14 protein-coding genes, 1 tRNA gene and 1 pseudogene are annotated in these 18,586 nt (G+C 58.9%); 9 read left to right on the top strand and 7 right to left on the bottom strand.

Features of this window, described 5'->3' with window-relative positions:
• Positions 1–950 precede the first annotated feature (950 nt).
• Genes ATY79_RS03970 through ATY79_RS03960 form a run of 3 tightly spaced genes read left to right on the top strand, consistent with a single transcriptional unit; the run spans position 951 to position 5,446 of the window.
• Positions 951–2,090: a hypothetical protein gene (locus ATY79_RS03970; RefSeq protein WP_088703104.1), complete on the top strand. Its 1,140-nt coding sequence runs from the start codon at positions 951–953 to the stop codon at positions 2,088–2,090.
• Positions 2,091–2,094: 4 nt separating this feature from the next.
• Positions 2,095–4,335 carry a ThiF family adenylyltransferase gene (locus ATY79_RS03965; protein WP_088703103.1) on the top strand — a complete coding sequence of 747 codons (2,241 nt, stop codon included), beginning with the start codon at positions 2,095–2,097 and terminating at the stop codon, positions 4,333–4,335.
• The gene (locus ATY79_RS03960) at positions 4,328–5,446 is read left to right on the top strand and encodes a patatin-like phospholipase family protein (protein ID WP_088703102.1); all 1,119 of its coding nucleotides are present in this window, start codon (positions 4,328–4,330) and stop codon (positions 5,444–5,446) included. Before ATY79_RS03965 ends, ATY79_RS03960 begins: the two co-directional genes overlap by 8 nt.
• A 541-nt stretch (positions 5,447–5,987) precedes the next feature.
• On the opposite strand, the gene ATY79_RS03955 is transcribed toward ATY79_RS03960, so the two are convergent.
• The 4 genes from ATY79_RS03955 to xylF form a co-directional block, all read right to left on the bottom strand.
• A tRNA-Arg gene (locus ATY79_RS03955) sits at positions 5,988–6,064 on the bottom strand.
• Positions 6,065–6,194: 130 nt separating this feature from the next.
• Positions 6,195–6,989, bottom strand: coding sequence for an ATP-binding cassette domain-containing protein (locus ATY79_RS03950; RefSeq protein ID WP_088695206.1), 795 nt, complete (start codon positions 6,987–6,989; stop codon positions 6,195–6,197).
• A gap of 14 nt (positions 6,990–7,003) precedes the next feature.
• Entirely contained in the window at positions 7,004–8,317 is a 1,314-nt protein-coding gene (locus ATY79_RS03945; RefSeq protein ID WP_088695207.1) for a sugar ABC transporter permease, read from the bottom strand.
• 263 nt (positions 8,318–8,580) lie between these two features.
• Positions 8,581–9,621, bottom strand: a complete 1,041-nt coding sequence (gene xylF / locus ATY79_RS03940) for a D-xylose ABC transporter substrate-binding protein (RefSeq protein ID WP_088695208.1) — start codon at positions 9,619–9,621, stop codon at positions 8,581–8,583.
• Between the two features lie 229 nt (positions 9,622–9,850).
• On the opposite strand from xylF, the gene ATY79_RS03935 reads away from it, so the two are divergent.
• Both ATY79_RS03935 and ATY79_RS31250 read left to right on the top strand, forming a co-directional pair.
• Positions 9,851–11,074, top strand: a complete 1,224-nt coding sequence (locus ATY79_RS03935) for an ROK family transcriptional regulator (protein ID WP_088695209.1) — start codon at positions 9,851–9,853, stop codon at positions 11,072–11,074.
• 50 nt (positions 11,075–11,124) lie between these two features.
• Positions 11,125–11,238 (top strand): annotated as a pseudogene (locus ATY79_RS31250) (short-chain dehydrogenase/reductase); the annotation flags it as partial.
• Positions 11,239–11,382: 144 nt separating this feature from the next.
• Here the strand turns inward: ATY79_RS31250 and iolG are convergent.
• Positions 11,383–12,375, bottom strand: a complete 993-nt coding sequence (gene iolG / locus ATY79_RS03930) for an inositol 2-dehydrogenase (RefSeq protein WP_088695403.1) — start codon at positions 12,373–12,375, stop codon at positions 11,383–11,385.
• Between the two features lie 150 nt (positions 12,376–12,525).
• On the opposite strand from iolG, the gene ATY79_RS03925 reads away from it, so the two are divergent.
• Complete coding sequence (locus ATY79_RS03925) at positions 12,526–12,780, top strand: hypothetical protein (RefSeq protein ID WP_088695210.1); 255 nt, start codon at positions 12,526–12,528, stop codon at positions 12,778–12,780.
• On the opposite strand, the gene ATY79_RS03920 is transcribed toward ATY79_RS03925, so the two are convergent.
• Both ATY79_RS03920 and ATY79_RS03915 read right to left on the bottom strand, forming a co-directional pair.
• Positions 12,781–13,251, bottom strand: coding sequence for a hypothetical protein (locus ATY79_RS03920; RefSeq protein WP_088695211.1), 471 nt, complete (start codon positions 13,249–13,251; stop codon positions 12,781–12,783).
• Positions 13,252–13,307: 56 nt separating this feature from the next.
• Positions 13,308–14,315 (bottom strand): LysR family transcriptional regulator, encoded by a 1,008-nt coding sequence (locus tag ATY79_RS03915; RefSeq protein ID WP_088695212.1) that lies wholly within the window; start codon positions 14,313–14,315, stop codon positions 13,308–13,310.
• 273 nt (positions 14,316–14,588) lie between these two features.
• Between ATY79_RS03915 and chvE the strand changes: the two genes are divergently transcribed.
• The 3 genes from chvE (at position 14,589) to mmsB (ending at position 18,496) form a co-directional block, all read left to right on the top strand.
• Positions 14,589–15,653 (top strand): multiple monosaccharide ABC transporter substrate-binding protein, encoded by a 1,065-nt coding sequence (gene chvE / locus ATY79_RS03910; RefSeq protein ID WP_088695213.1) that lies wholly within the window; start codon positions 14,589–14,591, stop codon positions 15,651–15,653.
• A 99-nt stretch (positions 15,654–15,752) separates the two neighbouring features.
• A complete protein-coding gene (gene mmsA / locus ATY79_RS03905) occupies positions 15,753–17,291 on the top strand; it encodes a multiple monosaccharide ABC transporter ATP-binding protein (protein WP_088695404.1) in 1,539 nt (512 codons plus the stop codon).
• Positions 17,288–18,496, top strand: a complete 1,209-nt coding sequence (gene mmsB, locus ATY79_RS03900; RefSeq protein WP_088703101.1) for a multiple monosaccharide ABC transporter permease — start codon at positions 17,288–17,290, stop codon at positions 18,494–18,496. Before mmsA ends, mmsB begins: the two co-directional genes overlap by 4 nt.
• The last annotated feature ends 90 nt before the right edge of the window (positions 18,497–18,586 follow it).

The raw sequence follows: 18,586 nt of genomic DNA, 5'->3' as shown, positions 1-18,586 counted from the left end.
TATCCTCCATCGCACGGATCCTGAATTCAGCGGTCACGTCACCTCTCGCATTCTGTTTCGACTAGGTGAAGGCCTTCCACTCCCCCTCTATCTGCCGCTGATTGGCGGTGAACACTTTCCATTCGCGCGGGGCAGGGTGGCCCCGAAAGTCTTCCGGATCAGCGGTTCTGCGCCGTCGACGTGAAGCCCCACACACGTCCACCGCGTGGCCATGCCGAAATCGGGTAGTTTCCTCCTACGAAACAGAGAAATCCTTTAAGTCGAAGCCGACATTGTCTCCCGAAAAACGAGCAGGGATACAGCGATGTCGTTTCAGAATAATGCAAACATCATCAAGGTCACCGGCACGGTCCGGGAGATCAATGGCAGGACGTTCCTCGGCCGCAACGGCGTGGATGCCTCTCAGGCAACTTCTTAGCAAGATCGACACGGCGATGAAATCGCTCCAGGAATGGAAGCAATAATTCCCAGGATGGCAGGATTCTCTACCTATCAGAGATCCTGCCATCCTTTCGCGAGATCCAGCCTGTAGGACTTCAGCGAAGCAATGCGTGAGCGCATTCCTCGTTGTCTGACTGTAGAGCTATTTCTTGGCGCGACCGCTGCACAATGGCGCAATTTTCTCGCTATCCGAATACGGAATCCGACGGGTGGTGTCTGGGCGAATGTCTTGCTCTCTTTCCTTGCCGCCAATGCCGACCTGTAGCTTACCCGACGCTACGAGAGTCCGAAACGGCCACGCATGAATTTAAGCCGCCCTAAAACCCTAGGGCTTCAACGAGTTCTTCTTTTCGGGCCGCCTTCCGGCGGAAATATCTCCGGCCACCGAAATCATCGGTGGAAACCAGAACAAAAGTGAACAACGGACCCTTGCGCCGGATCGTTGGCGTGCCCATCTCTGCTTCGGATACTTAAAATTGTAATCAATGCGGCGACGAGGATCACGGCGAATGACAGCGCATATGAAATTCTTCCCGACGGGAAATGCAGACACGACCTTTATCCAGCTTGCGAACAATCAGGTAGTCCTGATGGACTACGCCCATATGCGGAACGAGAAGGATCCTTACGACAAGCGGATCGACCTCCCCACCGCCATCCGCGAGGCCATGGACGAGGCCGGTCAGGAATCTTTCCGGGTCGTCGCTTTCACCCATCTCGACAAGGATCATATCAGCCGCGCCAGCGAGTTTTTCTGGTTCGACCATGCAGCCGTCTATCAGGGCAGCGATCGGATGAAGATCGATGAGCTTTGGGTTCCCGCGGGCGTCATCACCGAGATGGCCTTGGAAGACGATGCCCGTGTGATCCGTCAGGAAGCTCGCCATCGCCTCAAGTTGGGCTACGGCATCAAAGTATTCTCCCGTCCCGAGGCACTTGCTTCTTTCCTTGAAGAAAACCACCTTTCAATCGCCGAACGTGAGCACTGCATCGTCGATGCAGGCAAGCTGGTTCCAGGGTTCAGCAAGACCGGGCCGGAAGCGGCCGAATTCTTCGTCCACAGCCCATTCGCCTGGCGGACGGATGCTGGCCTCATCGATCGGAACCAGGGATCGATCGTAGTGCAGATGACGCTGAAGGAAGGCTTCAGCGAGTCCTACGCGCTCCTCGGTGCCGACATTGACCACGAGAGCCTTTCCCAGATTGTGCGTACGAGCAGGGCCCATGGTAACGAGGACCGTCTCCACTGGGATGTCTTGAAGCTCTTTCATCACTGCTCCTACCTGTCACTCTCGCCGGACAAGGGCGAGGAGATGACGGAGCCGGTCGAAGACGTGAAGTGGCTTTTCGAGACGCTGGCCCGACAGCATGAGACGATTATTTCTCCTAGCTGGCCCATTCCCAAGAAGGGCACGACGGAGGATGAGGACGTGCAGCCGCCGCATCGGCAGGCCGCCGCTTACTACAAGAAGATCATCAAGGATTCGGACGGTCGGTTCCTCGTCACCATGGAGACGCCAAGCGAGGCTCGCCCGAAGCCGATTCACCTGAAGATCACCGCACAGGGCGTCTCAGTGATGCTGGCGGCCGCAGCGACGGCAACCAGCGTCGCCGCGTCGACGCCTACCAGGGCCGGCAGGACGGGCTGACAGCATGTATTGGCAGCCAGATGGCTCGGAAGTCATCGAAGTCGGCGATCTCGGTAGTCCGCTTGCGAAGGCGCTCCACGACTTCATCGTGGGGCCGGCCGCGAGCTATGCCGTGTTCGGCGAATGTCGCCGTTTCATGGAAATGGACCTCGTATCTTTCGACCTCACCGTCGAACGACCTCAGCGACCTGTGTACGATATACGTCCCGTAGAGGCGTTAACGGTGTGCTTTCCTACGTCCGGGCCGAAGGCGTTCTCGGTGTTAGTCGCGCGTCCGGACTTTCCCGACACGCCTCATCAGAACCTGATGCCCGAGGGTTTTCCTTCCTGCATCTGTATCGACGACCGCCCATGGCAGGACACCAGAAGCTTCTATACGGCAGCAGAGCTTATGGGGCGGTTGAGCGCATGGTTCGAAAAGGCTTGCCAAGGTGAGCTTCACGGAGCCGGCCAGCCTCTCGATCCGCTTTTTGTCCCCGAAAGCATCAATGAGATCGTGCTGAAGTGCGATTTCTGGGAAGCAGTGGAACACAAAAACAGTCTCTTCATCTGGACTGCCGATCCTGAAGCCCGTTGCATATTCATCTCGGGATCGCGACCCAACAGCGTTCGCGGAGATGATATCCGGCTGATGGCTCTTCACTGCGCCATCGAGCCTCAGAAGATGACGCGGATGAAGCGCGCTCCCCGCGATCTCGGCCAGTTGAACGACTTCCTCTCAAATGCAGGCGTCGATTTCCTCGACTTGCTGCACACATCGATCAAGGACTGGGTTCAAGGCCGGAAGGAAAACGGTGAAGGCAAGCGCATTACCTGCTTCCTTGTGACAATGCCCCAGATCGATCCCGCAACGGGGAATGTTGGCGTGTCCGAGACCGTGGCGTTCGTCTCACCCCATAGCCCCGGTGAGATCGGAGAGAAAATGGGCTTCCTCTATCGAAACGCCACCGACGAGGCGAAGGAGATCAATTTTCTTCCTACGGTAGGCGCCAAGGTCTCCATCGAAGCGGCACGGGATATTCCGGTTTTCATGTCCTTCGTTCACAACGAACTCGACGCTGAAGGGGCCGCCAGACTGTCAGGAGGCGAGCACGCCGATGTTCGCCGAATCCTTATGATCGGGGCTGGTTCCGCCGGCACGATGATCTCGGAGACCCTCGTCCGGCAGGGCCTCTTCAAGTGGACTGTCGTCGATGACGACACCCTGTTCCCCCACAACGTCGTACGCCATTCGTTGAGCAACCAGTTCGTGGGCCAGAAGAAGGCGGTCGCGCTTGCGGGCCGACTGCAGCATGTCAGGAAAGATGCCGAAGTCCGCCCGGTCGTGGATAATGTCCTTGCTCCGAGCGATCTGACAGCGCTCGACGAGCAGATTGCGGATGCCGAGCTGATCTTCGACGCGTCGGCGTCCGTTCCGGTGTCGCGCTGGGCCTCCGATCTCCCGAGCGCGGCCCGGCGCATCTGCGCGTTCTTTACTCCGGATGGAAGATCCGGAGTCGTCATGATCGAGGACGAGGTTCGGTCGATCACGCTTCGCGATCTCGAGGCAGCCTACCTGCGCGAAGTACTCGTCAATCCCGCCCTCGCGGGTCATCTGGGGGCCGTCAATAGGATGCAGTATACAGGTGCCTGCAGGGCGCTGACGAACCGTATTCCGATGTCTTCGATCCAGATCCTGTCCGGCCTGATATCCGCAGAGATCACTTCCGGAACCAAGGCCGCCACCGCCACGCTCAAGATCTGGACGATGACCGAGAACGGCGTCGACGCGATCACCACTGCAGGTGCCACGAGCCAGATCGCGGGCGCGGGCTGGACGGTCTCAATGCCGTCCTCATTGAAGGTTGAACTTCTTCAACGCCGCAGTGCGGCCCTTCCGAGGGAAACAGGTGGATCCTTGATGGGAATGATCGACTTCGAGCGGCGGCGCATAGATGTCGTCGGAACCCTGCCTCCGCCGACCGACAGCATCGCCACCGCAGGATCGTTCACCCGTGGCGTGTCCAGGCTGCGGATGGATATCGAAGCCGCCGCGGCCCGGACGGGCAACCAAGTGCGGTATATCGGCGAATGGCATTCCCATCCCCGGGGCAGGTCTTCCGCCCCGAGCGGAACCGACATGGAGCAGATCAAGCAACTGAACGAAGCGATGGAGATCGACGGCCTACCGGCCATTTCGGTGATTGTCGCCGAGAATGACACGTCAGTATTGATCGGTGGGACGGGGAGCGCAGCGCATGGATAATGTTCCGAGTCGCCAGCGTCTGGGGCTGGCACTATCGGGCGGTGGCGTTCGCGCTGCCGTCTTCCATCTCGGAGTCTTGCGCTATCTCGCGCAGCAGGGTCGCCTTGAGGATATCGCGCAGATTTCGACGGTGTCCGGCGGCAGCCTGATTGTCGGTGCGATATTCTCCCATGCAGGCATGCGCTGGCCGAGCTCGGAACAGTATCTGAACGAGATCTATCCGGTGCTACGTGCAAGGCTGACATCCGGAGACCTCTTTAGCCTGAGTGCTTTGGGCTGGAAAGGAATCGTCCGCGAGAACCTTCGGATTCTTTTCCGACGAGCTGAGATTTTGCCAAAGCTTCTCGCCTCCGGGTGGGGCATCCAGGGATCGATGAAGGATCTTCCGGACTCACCAGAATGGCACATCAACACGACCTGTTACGAGACGGGGAAGAACTGGCGGTTCTCCAAGAAGATGATGGGTGACTGGCAGTTCGGGCGCCACTTCAGCCCAGACGTTCCAATCGCCAACGCAATCGCAGCTTCCGCTGCCGTACCATATGCGATCGGCGTCCTTCGATTGGATCTGCCCGAGCATGGATGGTGGAGGACAGATCCGGCTACCAAGGAACCGCTCCAGAAGGTTTCGCCGCTCATGCGGCGCGTCCGACTCTGGGATGGAGGTGCCTATGAAAACATGGGACTTGAGGCCATTTACAAGCCCAAGGAAGGCCTGCAGAACTGCGACTTCCTGATCTGCAGTGATGCGTCCGGTCCGCTCGGTAGACCGAAACCGTTCTCGTTCTCTGGCATGCTTCAGGGAAAGTTGAATTCACCCCGGCTGTTCGACATTGCTAGCGATCAGATTCGAGCGCTCCGGTCGCGCATGCTCATGGGATCGATCGCGCGCGGGGAAATTCGGGGTATCCTTGTGCGGATGGGAACCTCCATGCGTCAGTTTGGGATGGCGTCCGAGATGTTCAAAGCGCGGCTCACTGACGAGCAGGGGGCTATGTCTCTCAACTACCCGACCAACCTGACACGGATTTCCGAAAAGGATTTCGATCTTCTCTCCAGACATGGATTCGAAGTATGCGAGGCGACGATGACCACTTACGCCGCTCCGTGAAACGTCGGAATGCCGTCCTCCGCCTGCTTCAGGATCGCCATGATCTGCGCGTCGCTAAATCGTGATGTCTTCATGGAATCTTCTCCAAAATCATTGCGAGAAAATTCTACTTTTAAACCCGGTTACTTTGCGGGAGGATTACCCAAGAGGCTGACTGTTCAGGCGAATGCTCAAAAATTCGTCGAGATCAGGGATCTCTTTTTACGATACATCCTGAAGACCGATGCCGCGAGATTGGAGATCCCGTCGACTCCGTCGTTCGCCTCGCTAAACGAGGCTCGCCGTCTAATTCGGGGACGTATAGGCGAGGATCGACCGCAGTCCAGGGGCAGCCACCGAGAGCAGGATCGGGGCCAGATGCATCAATTCAAAAAGCGACGATAGATCGAGCTCGACCGAAACTCTCTATTCCACCTCGCCGCGCATGATCCGAGAAGTGATTCGGACCAGGGACTTTCCCTGCGCCACAATCCATCAGGCAATGCCTCTGGTTCACGGACATGGGGTGCCAGTTCACGGGTATGGGGTATTCATCAAATTATGGCGCACCCGACAGGATTCGAACCTGTGACCTTTGGAATCGGAATCCAACACTCTATCCAGCTGAGCTACGGGTGCATGCCTAGGCGGGTTGAATCGCCTTGTCCGATGCGTGGTTCTTAGCCTAGCTTCTCGCTGGCTTCAATCTACAAAATGAAAAGTCCGCCGTTCTTGCGAGAGGCGGACTTTTATGTCTCACATCTGCGGCTTAGACTTGCATGGCGCCGGGGCCGGGGATGGCTTTGGGCGGCACCTTGCCGAGGATGATCATACCGAGCACTTCGTCCTTGGTAACGTCCTCGGTGCGGGCGTGGCCGACAACCTGGCCGTTTTTCATCACCGAAACGCGATCGGCGAGGTCGAAGACGTCATGGATGTCGTGGCTGATGAGGAAGATGCCGATGCCTTCCTTCTTCAGCTGCTTGATCAGCTCGCCGACCTGCGCCGTTTCTTGCGGGCCAAGGGCGGCCGTCGGCTCGTCCATGATGAGGATGCGGGCGTTGAAGAGGATCGCGCGGGCGATTGCCACCGACTGCCGCTGGCCGCCGGATAGCGCTTTTACCGGCTCCTTGAAACGGCGGAAGTTGGGGTTGAGGCGCCCCATCACTTCACGCGCCGAGGCCTCCATGGCGACGTCGTCCAGCGTACCCCAGGGGGTGCGCAGCTCGCGGCCGAGATAGAGGTTGGCGGCGGCGTCGACGTTATCGGCGACGGCGAGCGTCTGGTAGATCGTCTCGATGCCGTACTTCTTCGCATCGCGCGGATTGCGGATGTCGGCCGGCTCGCCGTTGATCAGGATCTCGCCGCTGTCGCGCTTGTAGGCGCCGGAGAGGATCTTGATGAGCGTCGACTTGCCGGCGCCGTTGTGGCCGAGAAGAGCGACGACTTCGCCGGGGTAGAGATCGACCGAAGCATTGTCCACGGCGTGGATACCGCCGAAGGAGATCGAGATGTTCTTCAGTTCGACGAGAGGAGCGTTCTGGGGAGTGGGTTGATCAGTCATATCTGGGACTCCTCTTACTTGGCACGCGAACGATAGACAGTGTCGAGCCAGACGGCGACGACGAGCACCGCACCAACGACAACGCTCTGCAGCGGCGTGTCGACATGGGCAAGCACCATGCCCGACTGGAGCGATTGCATGACAAGCGCGCCGAGCATGGCGCCGGCGATCGTGCCGGTACCGCCGGCGAGCGACGTGCCGCCGATGACGGCTGCCGCGATGGTGTAAAGCTCGTCGAGGGTGCCTTGAGCGTTGGTGGCTGCGTTGAGGCGTGCCGTCGAGATGGCGGCAGCGACAGCGGCGAGCATGCCCATCAGCGCAAAGATGCGGACGGTGACCCAGCGGGTCTTGATACCGGCAAGTTCTGCCGCCTCAGGGTTTCCGCCGATCGCGAAGACGTAGCGGCCGAAGCGCAGGCGAGTGGCGATGAAAGTCATGATGATGCCGACCACAATGGCGATCAGGACCGGCACGGCGATGCCATAGGGGATATCCAGGCCGGTTTCGGGCCAAGGAATATTGTTTGTCTCTGCGTATTTCTTGGCGATGTTGATCGGCCAGTAGTAGCTGTTGGCGATCCAAACAGCGCCGAGGATCAAGACGCAGGACAGTGCCGACAGGAAGTACTCGGCCCAGACGGGACGCCGCGGGAAGCCGAAGCGTTTGCGCTGGCGGCGCGAGTTCAGGATGCTGCCGATGACGAAAAGGCAGGCGAGCACACCGACGATCCAGCTCCAAGTGGCTCCGATCGAGCCTTCGGCACCGCCGCCCATGATGCGGAAGGTCTGGTCCATCGGGGCAACGGTCTGGCCGCTGGTGACGAGCCAGGTGGCGCCACGCCAGACGAGCAGACCACCGAGCGTCACAATGAAGGAGGGAACGTTCAGGAAGGCAATGATGAGGCCCTGGAAGGTGCCGATCAGGGCGCCGGCGATGAGGCCGACGATCAGCGTGATGATCCAGGTGAACGGGCTGTCGAAGCCGATAAATTCGGGCAGGATTTTCGCCTGCGTCACGCCCATGATCATGGCGCAGAGGCCAAGCACGGAGCCGACGGAGAGGTCGATATTGCGGGTCACGATAATGAGAACCATGCCGGTCGTCATGATCGCAATATCGGTCGTCTGGACCGAAAGGTTCCAAAGATTTCTCGGCGTCAGAAACAGGCCGCCGGTGATGATGTGAAAACCGATCCAGATGATGAGCAGCGCGCCGATCATACCGAGAAGGCGCGTGTCGATTTCGGTCGCGCGGAAGAAGCGGCTGACGAGGTTGCTCTCAGCCATGCTCGGTCCGCCTGAAGTTGTGGATTTTACCATTTCGGCCATAGGTTTGCCGTTCCCCCACTGTTTGGACGTTTGATCCGCTTCGCATCACATCGATGCCGCTGCGTCGCCCCGTTCTTGTACTGACCATCGCCGTGCTTCCGAATTTCGGTCGCTCTGTCCCGCGACATGAAACCGGCAGGGAATCAAGGCCGCGATGGTTGGGTGAGGCGGATAGACCATCGAGCGACGGCTTAAATCCGCATCCGGCGCCGCAACGGTTTCAGCCGTTGCGGCGCCGGCAATCTATGCCTTGCGGACGTCGATTAGTCGCAAGCCTTGACGCTGCCGGCCTTGACGCCCTGGCAAGCTTCAGCCTTGGAGATCCAGCCGGCGTCGATGACGACGTTCAGGTTGTCCTTGGTGATCGGAAGCGGCTTCAGGAAGACCGATTGCATGGCGACCTTCTTGGCGCCACCGTCGAAGGTCTGGACGCCTTCGATTTCGGTCATTTTCTTGCCAGCGGCTAGGTCGAGAGCAACTTCGGCGGCGCGCTTGCCGAGTTCGCGCGAGTCCTTCCAGACGGAAACCGTCTGCGTGCCGAGGGCTACGCGGTTCAGAGCTGCCTTGTCTGCGTCCTGACCGGAAACCGGAACGGAGCCAGCGAGGCCCTGGGCGTCGAGGGCCGCGATGGCGCCACCGGCAGTGCCGTCGTTCGAAGCAACAACGGCGTCAACCTTGTTGTTGTTCGCGGTCAGGAACTGCTCCATGTTGCGCTGTGCATTCTCCGGCAGCCAGCCGTCGGTATAGGCTTCGCCGACGCTCTTGATCTTGCCGGCATCAACCGCAGCCTTCAGTACTTCCATCTGGCCCGAGAACAGGAAGTCCGCGTTCGGGTCGGACGAGGAGCCCTTGATGAAGACGTAGTTGCCTTCCGGCTTGACCTTGAACACGCCTTCAGCCTGGAGACGACCGACTTCCTTGTTGTCGAAGGTGATGTAGAAAGCGGCCGGATTTTCGATCAGGCGGTCGTAGCCGACGACCGGGATGCCTTCAGCGGCAGCCTTTTCGATGGCCGGGCCGATCGCATCGGAGTCCTGGGCGAGGATGATGAGTGCATTCGCGCCCTGCGAAATCAGCGATTCAACGTCAGTCAGCTGCTTTGCGGCAGACGACTGGGCGTCAGCGGAAATGTACTTGGCGCCCTTGGCTTCCAGTGCCTTCTTGATGGCCGCTTCGTCCGTCTTCCAACGCTCTTCCTGGAAGTTCGACCAGGAAACGCCAACGACGAGATCGGCAGCCATGGCTGCAGTGTGCACCGACACGAGGATGGCCGCCCCGGCCATCAGCTTCAAAATAGACTTCATAAATATCCTCCCGAATGAGTTGCGGCCAGCCCCAGCCAGTGGTTCCTCCGGCCGCCGCGGTTCGCTGGCGAGAAGTACGAATTATTTTCTCGACAGTCGAGAAATTTAGTGTCAGAGATTTTTTCAACTGTCAACACTGCACTACCGACGGAATTTTCGTTAGGGAGAAGCCTGCCGGAGATACAGTGTGAACGAGGGGTGGAATGCGAGGGGGAGAGGGCCGGCATATATGCTGACCAAGTCGAGCACGGAATTGGTCCGGCAGCGAAATAGCGTCCTCGTGCTCGCCGCGCTTCGAAGACACGGCGCGCTCGCGCATACGGAAATTGCCGACTTTACGAAGCTCTCCTCAGCGACGATTTCAGCGATCACCGCCGACCTCGAAAAAGCGCAGATCATCGAGAAATCCGAGCACCAGGCAGCGAGCGGAAGAGGGCGTCCGCGTGTGCTGTTTCGGCAACGGCGCGACTGCGGCTACCTTGTCGTCGTGATCATTTCGTCGGACGGCGTGCAATATTCGCTGGTCGATTACGCCGGCAAACTGATTGACCGGTTCAGCGAGGAAAGATCCCACGATCCCGCTGGCGCCGAGCGGTTTATTGCCTCCGTGAAGGAGGGGCTTGCACGCATTCTTTCGCGCTCGAAGCTTCCCCAGGAAAAGGTGCTGCTGATATCCATCAGCAGCAAAGGTCTCGTGCATGCCACTGAGCCAGTGCTGGTGTGGTCGCCGATCTTCGGCAGCAACCAGATCGACTTCGAATCAGCCTTACGACCGGACTGGCAAGCCAGGATCCTTCTAGGCAATGAGACGCAGCTTGTCGCGGCAGCACTCGGCGCACATGAGGAAAATATGAGGCCGGCCGATTTCCGGTCGCTTGCCGCGTTGTCGCTCGGACATAGCATCGGGCTTGGCATTGTCCGGCGGACAGGACAGGGCGAGCGCGAGATCTCCGCCCCGAATTTCGGACATATGCTGCATATGGCGAATGGTGGGCTTTGTCGCTGCGGCAGCAAGGGGTGCATCGAGGCCTATGCGGGCTTCTACGCCATTCTGCGCATGGCCTTCGAGGTGCCGCTCGATACGATCCCAGCTAAGTTCGTTCCGGTCGCCGAGCTCGACAAGATCGCTACGCAAGCGCGCCAAGGACATCGCATGTCTGCATTTGCATTCAGGCAGGCCGGTATCGCACTCGGGAACGGACTCTCGCGTCTCCTCAGCCTGACGGAGCGCATGCCGATCGCAATTACGGGTCCCGGGACGCGCTACTATGATCTGTTGCGCCAGGGGATCGAGGAAGGGCTTGGCCAGGCGCATGTCGTGCGGATGGAGGGGATGCCGGAGATCCGCGTTGTGCCTGACGAGCCGATCCTCGTCTTCGGGGGGCATCTGGACAGGGCATTGTCATTGATCGATCAGGAACTGGTCCTATCCGGCATTCAGGGATCGGACTAGACCGTCGACCCAGGAACTCTGACACGGCGCCGTTTCATTTATCCTGGGGCAAGAGACGCTGTACTGACGGAAAAGCAGTAGGTCAGGTCCGCTTCCTCCGCCGATTCCTGCCTGAGTCCCTCGTCGACAAGAGCCTGCGGAAATTCAACAGACTTCCCGATTGAGCCTCAATCGCCGCACTCCACGCGCTTTCAGTCGGTGAACCCGGAGCCTGGCCGGGCGTTCCGCCGCGGCATGCCGATGAAACGAGAAATGGCCGGGCAGGGGCCCGGCCATTTCACAGGTGGCTTTCGGTCGGGAGAGGGCCGTCAGCCAATCTTGATGAGCTTGCCTTCCTTGACGGATTGTACGGCGGCATCGGCCAGTGCCAGAGCCGCCAGGCCATCGGCGCCGGAAGGCGCAATCTTCGTGCCCTTCTCGATTGCGGCGATGAAGCTCGCGATCTCGTTGGCGTAGGCTTCGGTGTAGCGGGTCATGAAGAAGTCGTGCAACGGCGGGCGGGTGTAACCATCGCCATTGGCGACCTCGATCGAGACCGGACGCTGATTCTCCGCCGCGACCATGCCCTTTGAACCATGCACTTCGATGCGCTGGTCGTAGCCGTAGGTGGCGCGACGGGAGTTGGAGATGATTGCCTGCTTGCCGGACTTCGTCTGCAGGATTACCGAAACGCTGTCGTAGTCGCCGGCTTCGCCGATTGCCTTGTCGACGAGGACAGCGGCAGTCGCGCTGACGGCGACCGGTTCTTCGCCAAGCAGGAAGCGGGCCATGTCGAAGTCATGGATCGTCATATCGCGGAAGATGCCGCCAGAACGCTTGATGTAGTCGACCGGCGGAGCACCCGGATCGCGCGAGGTGATCGTCACCATTTCGACGTCGCCGATTCGGCCGTCGTCGATCGTCTTGCGAACGGCCATGAAATGCGGGTCGAAACGGCGGTTGAAACCAACCATCAGCTTGGCCTTGGTCTCGTCGACGACCTTGATGCAGGCTTTGACGCGGGCAACGTCGAGATCGATCGGCTTTTCGCAGAAGATCGCCTTGCCGGCGCGCGCGAAGCGCTCGATCAGATCAGCGTGGGTGTCGGTCGGCGTGCAGATGACGACGGCGTCGATGTCCTTGGCGGCTTCGATCGCTTCGATCGTGCGGACCTCGCAGCCGTAGGCCGACGCGATCGCTTCGGCGGCCTGCGGAAAGGCGTCGGCAACGGCGACAAGCTTGGCATTTGCATCGCCGCTGACCGCCTTCGCATGAACCTTGCCGATGCGGCCGGCGCCGAGAAGACCAAATCTGACTGTCATGAGAACCTCCCTTGGATTCGGAACAAATGAACCGAATTGCATATAATATGGAATTTTCATTCCATTTTATGTCCGCCGCGTCAAGCCGGGCTCTTTCACATTTTCAAAATCCACCTTAAAGACGTGTGACAATCTAGCTATGGGAACGAGATGCAACTGATTGATCCACAACATCCGGCCTATCGCCCGCTCTGGGCCCGCATTCTGATTGTGGCCGTTTGTTTCGGCTGGGCGCTGGTCGAAATCATCACCGGCGATCCGTTCTGGGCAGTGTTGTCGGGCGGCGCCGGTGTCTACGCGGCCTATATGCTGTTCTGGACCTACAAGCTGCAATCGGCGGAGACCGCCACGCCGCCATCGTCCGATGACGAGGACGAAAAGGAAGACACGAAGGACGCGGACTAGTTAGCGGGCGAGGCGACGCAGCGCCTGGTCGATCAACAGGTTGGCTGTGGTCATCCGCGTCGTGGCATGCTCACGGAACGGCGGATCAACGCGGTCAGGGTGGTTCTTCTTGGCAAAGGCGCGGCGCTTCAGGCTGAGACTTTGCACCGTATCGAGCGCTGAAATATCTAGCTCGGCGGCGATGTCCTCTGTCGTGATACGTGCGAGATAATCCGGCATCACCGGCTCGGGCTCCGGTTCGGGAGGCGGCAAGGGCTCGGCTGCAGTCTCCGGCGGGGCGAACTCCATTGTCTCGAAGTATGCCTGGTCGGGCCGTGCTGACGATGCGGAGACTCCTTCCATGACGTTGAAAGCAAGTCCGGTGTTGAGACCACTCGCACGGGCCGAAGCGGGTACATCCTGTTCGACAGTCTCGTCCTCCGCTTTCAAGCGGTTGAGCACCGACTGGAATACCGATTGGCCGAACAGCATGATTGCCACCTCCTTTGGCGGCGGCATTAGATGCGAGCAAAATGGTGCAAGGCTTGTCAGCTAGCCGCGGCCTTCTTGCTTTCGTCCAGAACCAGGTCGTAGAGCAGCCGCGCGCTCGGGGGGAGTGCTCGCTCCTTCACAGTGATCAGGCTATAAGGTCTGACATTAATCTCGAAATCGATTGGCAACACCCGCACATCGGACGCTTTCGACTTGTGCGTTGCCAGGAACTGCGCAACGTCAAGCGCGATCGGAGCGATTGCATCCGTCTGGCAAACCGTCGCGCATGTGAGCAGTAGCGACGAGGTGTTGACTATATTTTCCGGCAGCGGCACGCCTCGAGAGAGAAACAGGTCCTCGATCGTCCGGCGCAGCAGCGTCCCCGCTGGCTGGAAGACCCAATCATATTGCGGGAGGTCATCGAGAGAGACGATCTCCTTCTTCAGCAGCGGATGGCCGCCCCGCACGATCAGGCAAGCCTTTTCCACGCCGATCTCCTGGACCTGGAACAAACGCGGATTGAGATCGTCGGGAATGCGGCTGATGATGAAGTCGTGCCGAGCGGCAAGTAATTCGCGTGCGAGCACGTTGCTCGTCTCTACCTGTATGGTCACCTCTATGCCGGGCAGGGCGGTTCTAACCCGCTTGATCGCCGGCACCACAAGGCTCATGGCCGGCGCGGTAACCGCGCCGATGAAGACGGCGCCGCCCTTTCCCGTCTTCAGTTCGGCAATCTCGCGGCCGGCCTCGCGCAGTTCCAGCATGATCTTGCGCGCCCGCCTAGCAAGCGCCTGTCCGAAGGTCGTCAGTACAACGCCGCGGGCCACGCGTTCATAGAGCGGCATCTTAACGATCGACTCCATTTCCGACAGGATTCGCGAAGCCGCCGGCTGCGAAATGTTCAGCGCCTCGGCAGCTGCTGATATTTGCCCGCTATCTTCGATTGCGACGATCATTCGCAGGTGATTCAGTTTAAGCCCCGATCTCAAAAGGGCGTCGTCACCGAAGATATCCGTTTGAATATCCACATGGGCATCGGTCTGCGGGTCTGAAATGAACGCCATGGTTGCGGCCTCCCAACCGCGCTCCATCAAAAGTAATACTTTTTAACGATATACCAAAATTGTTATGCACTTTGCCAGTTATTCTATTTGACAGTTATAGGAATCCATACCAGTTTGCCGCCGTGTGCTGGTTGGCACTCAACACGTGTGAGAGCGTGGAGGAGACCTACTTCGTTTCTCACCATCTGAAGTATTATCCAAGACGGAACCTGCCACAGTTTCGGAGCGGGCGATTTTTCGTCCGTGCGTTTATTAACTAAGGGAGAGAGAGATATGAAATCCATTATCTCGTTGATGGCAGCGGCGGCCTTTGGCGTCGCTTCGTTCGTAATGCCGGCTATGGCAGCCGACAAGGGGACTGTCGGCATTGCAATGCCCACGAAGTCGTCCGCTCGCTGGATCGATGACGGTAACAACATCGTCAAGCAGCTCCAGGAAGCTGGCTACGCTACCGACCTGCAGTACGCTGACGACGACATTCCGAACCAGCTGTCTCAGATCGAGAACATGGTCACGAAGGGCGTCAAGGTTCTCGTCATCGCCGCAATTGACGGCACGACGCTTTCCGACGTTCTCCAGAAGGCTCACGACGCAGGCATCAAGGTCATCGCTTATGACCGTCTGATCCGTGACTCGGGCAACGTCGACTACTACGCGACGTTCGACAACTTCAAGGTCGGCGTTCTGCAGGCAACTTCCATCGTTGACGCCCTCGGCCTCAAGGATGGCAAGGGCCCGTTCAACATCGAGCTTTTCGGTGGCTCGCCTGACGACAACAACGCCTTCTTCTTCTATGACGGCGCAATGTCTGTCCTGCAGCCTTACATCGACAGCGGCAAGCTCGTCGTGAAGTCCGGCCAGACCGGCATGGACAAGGTCGGTACGCTGCGTTGGGACCCGGCAACGGCCCAGGCTCGTATGGACAACCTGCTCTCGGCTAACTATACCGACGCGAAGGTCAATGCAGTTCTGTCGCCTTACGACGGTCTGTCCATCGGCATCATCTCGTCGCTGAAGGGCGTCGGCTACGGCACCCCGGACCAGCCGCTCCCGGTCGTTTCCGGCCAGGACGCTGAAGTTCCGTCGGTCAAGTCGATCATCGCTGGCGAGCAGCACTCCACGATCTTCAAGGACACCCGCGACCTCGCAAAGGTTACCGTCGGCATGGTCAACGCTCTGATGGAAGGCAAGGAGCCGGAAGTCAACGACACCAAGACCTACGACAACGGCGTCAAGGTCGTTCCGTCCTACCTGCTGACCCCGGTCGCAGTTGACAAGACCAACTACGAGAAGGTCCTCGTCGAAGGCGGTTACTACAAGGCTGACCAGCTGAAGTAATAATTGTACCACGTTGGCCGGAACCCGCTGCTTGCGGGTTCCGGTCTTCAATTTTATGATCGCCGCGTCCCTTGTGGCTGCTGGCGCTGGATTATGACCATGGACAATACAATCCTCGAAATGCGGAACATCACCAAGACGTTCCCAGGCGTAAAGGCGCTTGAGAATGTGAACCTCAAGGTTCGCCAGGGTGAGATCCACGCATTGGTGGGTGAAAACGGGGCCGGAAAGTCGACCCTGATGAAAGTTCTCTCCGGCGTGTACCCGGCCGGAACCTACGACGGTGACATTGTCTACGAAGGCGACGTCCGTCATTTCAAGGCGCTCAAGGATTCCGAGGAAATCGGCATCGTCATCATCCATCAGGAACTGGCCCTGGTGCCGCTCCTGTCGATCGCCGAAAACATCTTCCTCGGCAACGAAGTTGCGCAGAACGGCATCATCAAGTGGCAGGAAGCCTTCAAGCGCACGAAAGAGCTGCTGAGCAAGGTTGGCCTCAAGGAGTCGCCGGAAACGCTTGTCACCGATATCGGCGTCGGCAAGCAGCAGCTTGTCGAAATCGCCAAGGCGCTATCGAAGAGCGTGAAGCTGCTGATCCTCGACGAACCCACGGCTTCCCTCAATGAAAAGGATTCCGACGCGCTGCTGGAGCTCCTGATAGAGTTCCGCAACCAGGGCCTGACCTCGATCATCATCACGCACAAGCTCAACGAAGTGCGCAAGGTCGCCGACCAGATCACGGTTCTGCGCGACGGCATGACGGTCAAATCGATGGACTGTCGGACTGAAGAGATCAGCGAAGACATCATCATCAAGAACATGGTGGGCCGCGAACTCGCCGATCGTTATCCGCCGCGCTCCGTGCCGATCGGCGAGACGATCCTCGAGGTGAAGAACTGGAACGCCTATCACCAGCATCACCGCGACCGCCAGGTCCTGCATGACATCAACGTCACCGTCCGCAAGGGCGAAGTGGTCGGCATCGCCGGCCTGATGGGCGCCGGTCGCACCGAATTTGCGATGAGCCTGTTCGGCAAGTCCTACGGACACAAGATTCATGGCGACGTGTCCATGCACGGCAAGCCGGTCGACGTCAGTACTGTTCGCAAGGCAATCGATGCCGGTCTCGCCTATGTGACCGAGGACCGCAAGCATCTCGGCCTCGTACTTGGCGAGAACATCGTGCATAACACGACGCTCGCCAACTTGGCAGGCGTGTCGAGCGCCACGGTCATCGACACGATCAAGGAATCGAAGGTCGCGTCGGACTATCGCTCGAAGCTGCGCATCCGCAGCTCCAGCATCTTCCAGGAAGCGGTCAATCTTTCGGGCGGCAACCAGCAAAAGGTCGTGCTGTCGAAGTGGCTGTTCTCCGATCCCGACGTTTTGATCCTCGACGAACCCACTCGCGGTATCGATGTCGGTGCAAAATACGAAATCTATACTATCATCAACCAGCTCGCCGCCGACGGCAAAGGTGTTCTGATGATCTCATCGGAAATGCCGGAACTGCTTGGCACGTGCGACCGCATCTACGTCATGAATGAAGGACGTATCGTTGCGGAACTGCCAAAGGGAGAGGCGAGCCAAGAAACCATCATGCGCGCTATCATGCGCTCAGGGGAGAAGAAACAATGACTCCGGTCAACCCTTCAGCCACCGAGGAAAGCAACGTCGTTTCCGTTGCGGACTACATCCGCAGCAACATTCGTGAATACGGCATGCTCATTGCGCTCGTCGCGATCATGGTGTTCTTCCAGTTCTATACGGGCGGTATCCTGTTCAAGCCCGTCAACCTGACGAACCTCGTTCTGCAGAACTCGTTCATCGTCATCATGGCGCTCGGCATGCTGCTCGTCATCGTGGCGGGGCATATCGACCTGTCGGTGGGCTCGATCGTCGCCTTCGTCGGCGCGGTCGCGGCTATTTTGACCGTCAATATGCAGATGAATTTCGTAGTGGCGGGCATTCTCTGCCTAGTCCTCGGCGGTGCAATCGGTGCTGCGCAGGGCTATTGGATCGCCTATCATCGCATTCCGGCCTTCATCGTCACGCTCGCTGGCATGCTCGTCTTCCGCGGTTTGACGCTCTTTGTGCTCGGCGGCAAGAACATCGGGCCGTTCCCGAAGGACTTCCAGGTCATTTCGACGGGTTTCCTGCCGGGTGATATGATCGATATTGCCGGCATCCCGCTGCATTCTACCTCGTTGGTCCTGACCATCATCATCCCGGCCGTGCTGTTCTTCCTTGCCTGGCGTCGCCGCAAGGTGAACGAGAGCCACGGCATTGACGTCGAGCCGTTTGGTTTCTTCGTTGCGCAGAACGTTATTATCGCGCTGGCGGTCCTGTTCCTCGGCTTTCAGCTGTCGACGTACAGGGGCCTGCCGAACGTTCTCGTTGTGATGCTTGTGCTGATCGCGGCCTACACCTTCGTGACGCGTCGCACGACGATTGGCCGCCGCATCTACGCCATGGGCGGCAACGAAAAAGCCACCAAGCTTTCCGGTATCAACACCGAGCGGCTGAGCTTCTACACCTTCGTCAACATGGGTGTCCTGGCTGGTCTTGCCGGCATGATCGTCGCGGCTCGCCTGAACTCGGCGACCCCGAAGGCGGGCGTCGGCTTCGAGCTTGACGTTATCGCAGCCTGCTTCATCGGTGGTGCTTCGGCGTCCGGCGGCGTTGGCAAAATCACCGGCGCTGTCATTGGCGCGTTCATCATGGGCGTCATGAACAACGGTATGTCGATCGTCGGCCTCGGCATCGACTTCCAGCAGATGGTCAAGGGACTGGTGCTTCTCGCTGCCGTCTTCTTCGACGTCTACAACAAGAACAAGGGCTAAGCGCTCCAGCGCTGGCCACGCATTCGCAGTCATGTGAACTTACCAATCCGGCTCTTCGGAGAGCCGGATTGGCGGAGCATTTTCCGCGCT

The organism is Rhizobium sp. R693 (genome assembly GCF_002211315.1).
Lineage (GTDB): Bacteria > Pseudomonadota > Alphaproteobacteria > Rhizobiales > Rhizobiaceae > Rhizobium.
The sequence above is the reverse complement of the archived record's forward strand: the minus strand, read 5'-3'. Positions and strand labels throughout refer to the sequence as shown.

Bases quoted from the DNA above. Each gene is read 5' to 3' on its own strand.
- ATY79_RS03970 (WP_088703104.1), top strand. From the start codon at position 951: ATGACAGCGCATATGAAATTCTTCCCGACGGGAAATGCAGACACGACC.
- xylF (WP_088695208.1), bottom strand. From the start codon at position 9,621: ATGAAGTCTATTTTGAAGCTGATGGCCGGGGCGGCCATCCTCGTGTCG.
- mmsB (WP_088703101.1), top strand. From the start codon at position 17,288: ATGACTCCGGTCAACCCTTCAGCCACCGAGGAAAGCAACGTCGTTTCC.
- chvE (WP_088695213.1), top strand. From the start codon at position 14,589: ATGAAATCCATTATCTCGTTGATGGCAGCGGCGGCCTTTGGCGTCGCT.
- ATY79_RS03925 (WP_088695210.1), top strand. From the start codon at position 12,526: ATGCAACTGATTGATCCACAACATCCGGCCTATCGCCCGCTCTGGGCC.
- ATY79_RS03920 (WP_088695211.1), bottom strand. From the start codon at position 13,251: ATGCTGTTCGGCCAATCGGTATTCCAGTCGGTGCTCAACCGCTTGAAA.
- ATY79_RS03960 (WP_088703102.1), top strand. From the start codon at position 4,328: ATGGATAATGTTCCGAGTCGCCAGCGTCTGGGGCTGGCACTATCGGGC.
- ATY79_RS03935 (WP_088695209.1), top strand. From the start codon at position 9,851: ATGCTGACCAAGTCGAGCACGGAATTGGTCCGGCAGCGAAATAGCGTC.
- iolG (WP_088695403.1), bottom strand. From the start codon at position 12,375: ATGACAGTCAGATTTGGTCTTCTCGGCGCCGGCCGCATCGGCAAGGTT.
- ATY79_RS03915 (WP_088695212.1), bottom strand. From the start codon at position 14,315: ATGGCGTTCATTTCAGACCCGCAGACCGATGCCCATGTGGATATTCAA.
- ATY79_RS03950 (WP_088695206.1), bottom strand. From the start codon at position 6,989: ATGACTGATCAACCCACTCCCCAGAACGCTCCTCTCGTCGAACTGAAG.
- ATY79_RS03965 (WP_088703103.1), top strand. From the start codon at position 2,095: ATGTATTGGCAGCCAGATGGCTCGGAAGTCATCGAAGTCGGCGATCTC.
- mmsA (WP_088695404.1), top strand. From the start codon at position 15,753: ATGGACAATACAATCCTCGAAATGCGGAACATCACCAAGACGTTCCCA.
- ATY79_RS03945 (WP_088695207.1), bottom strand. From the start codon at position 8,317: ATGGCCGAAATGGTAAAATCCACAACTTCAGGCGGACCGAGCATGGCT.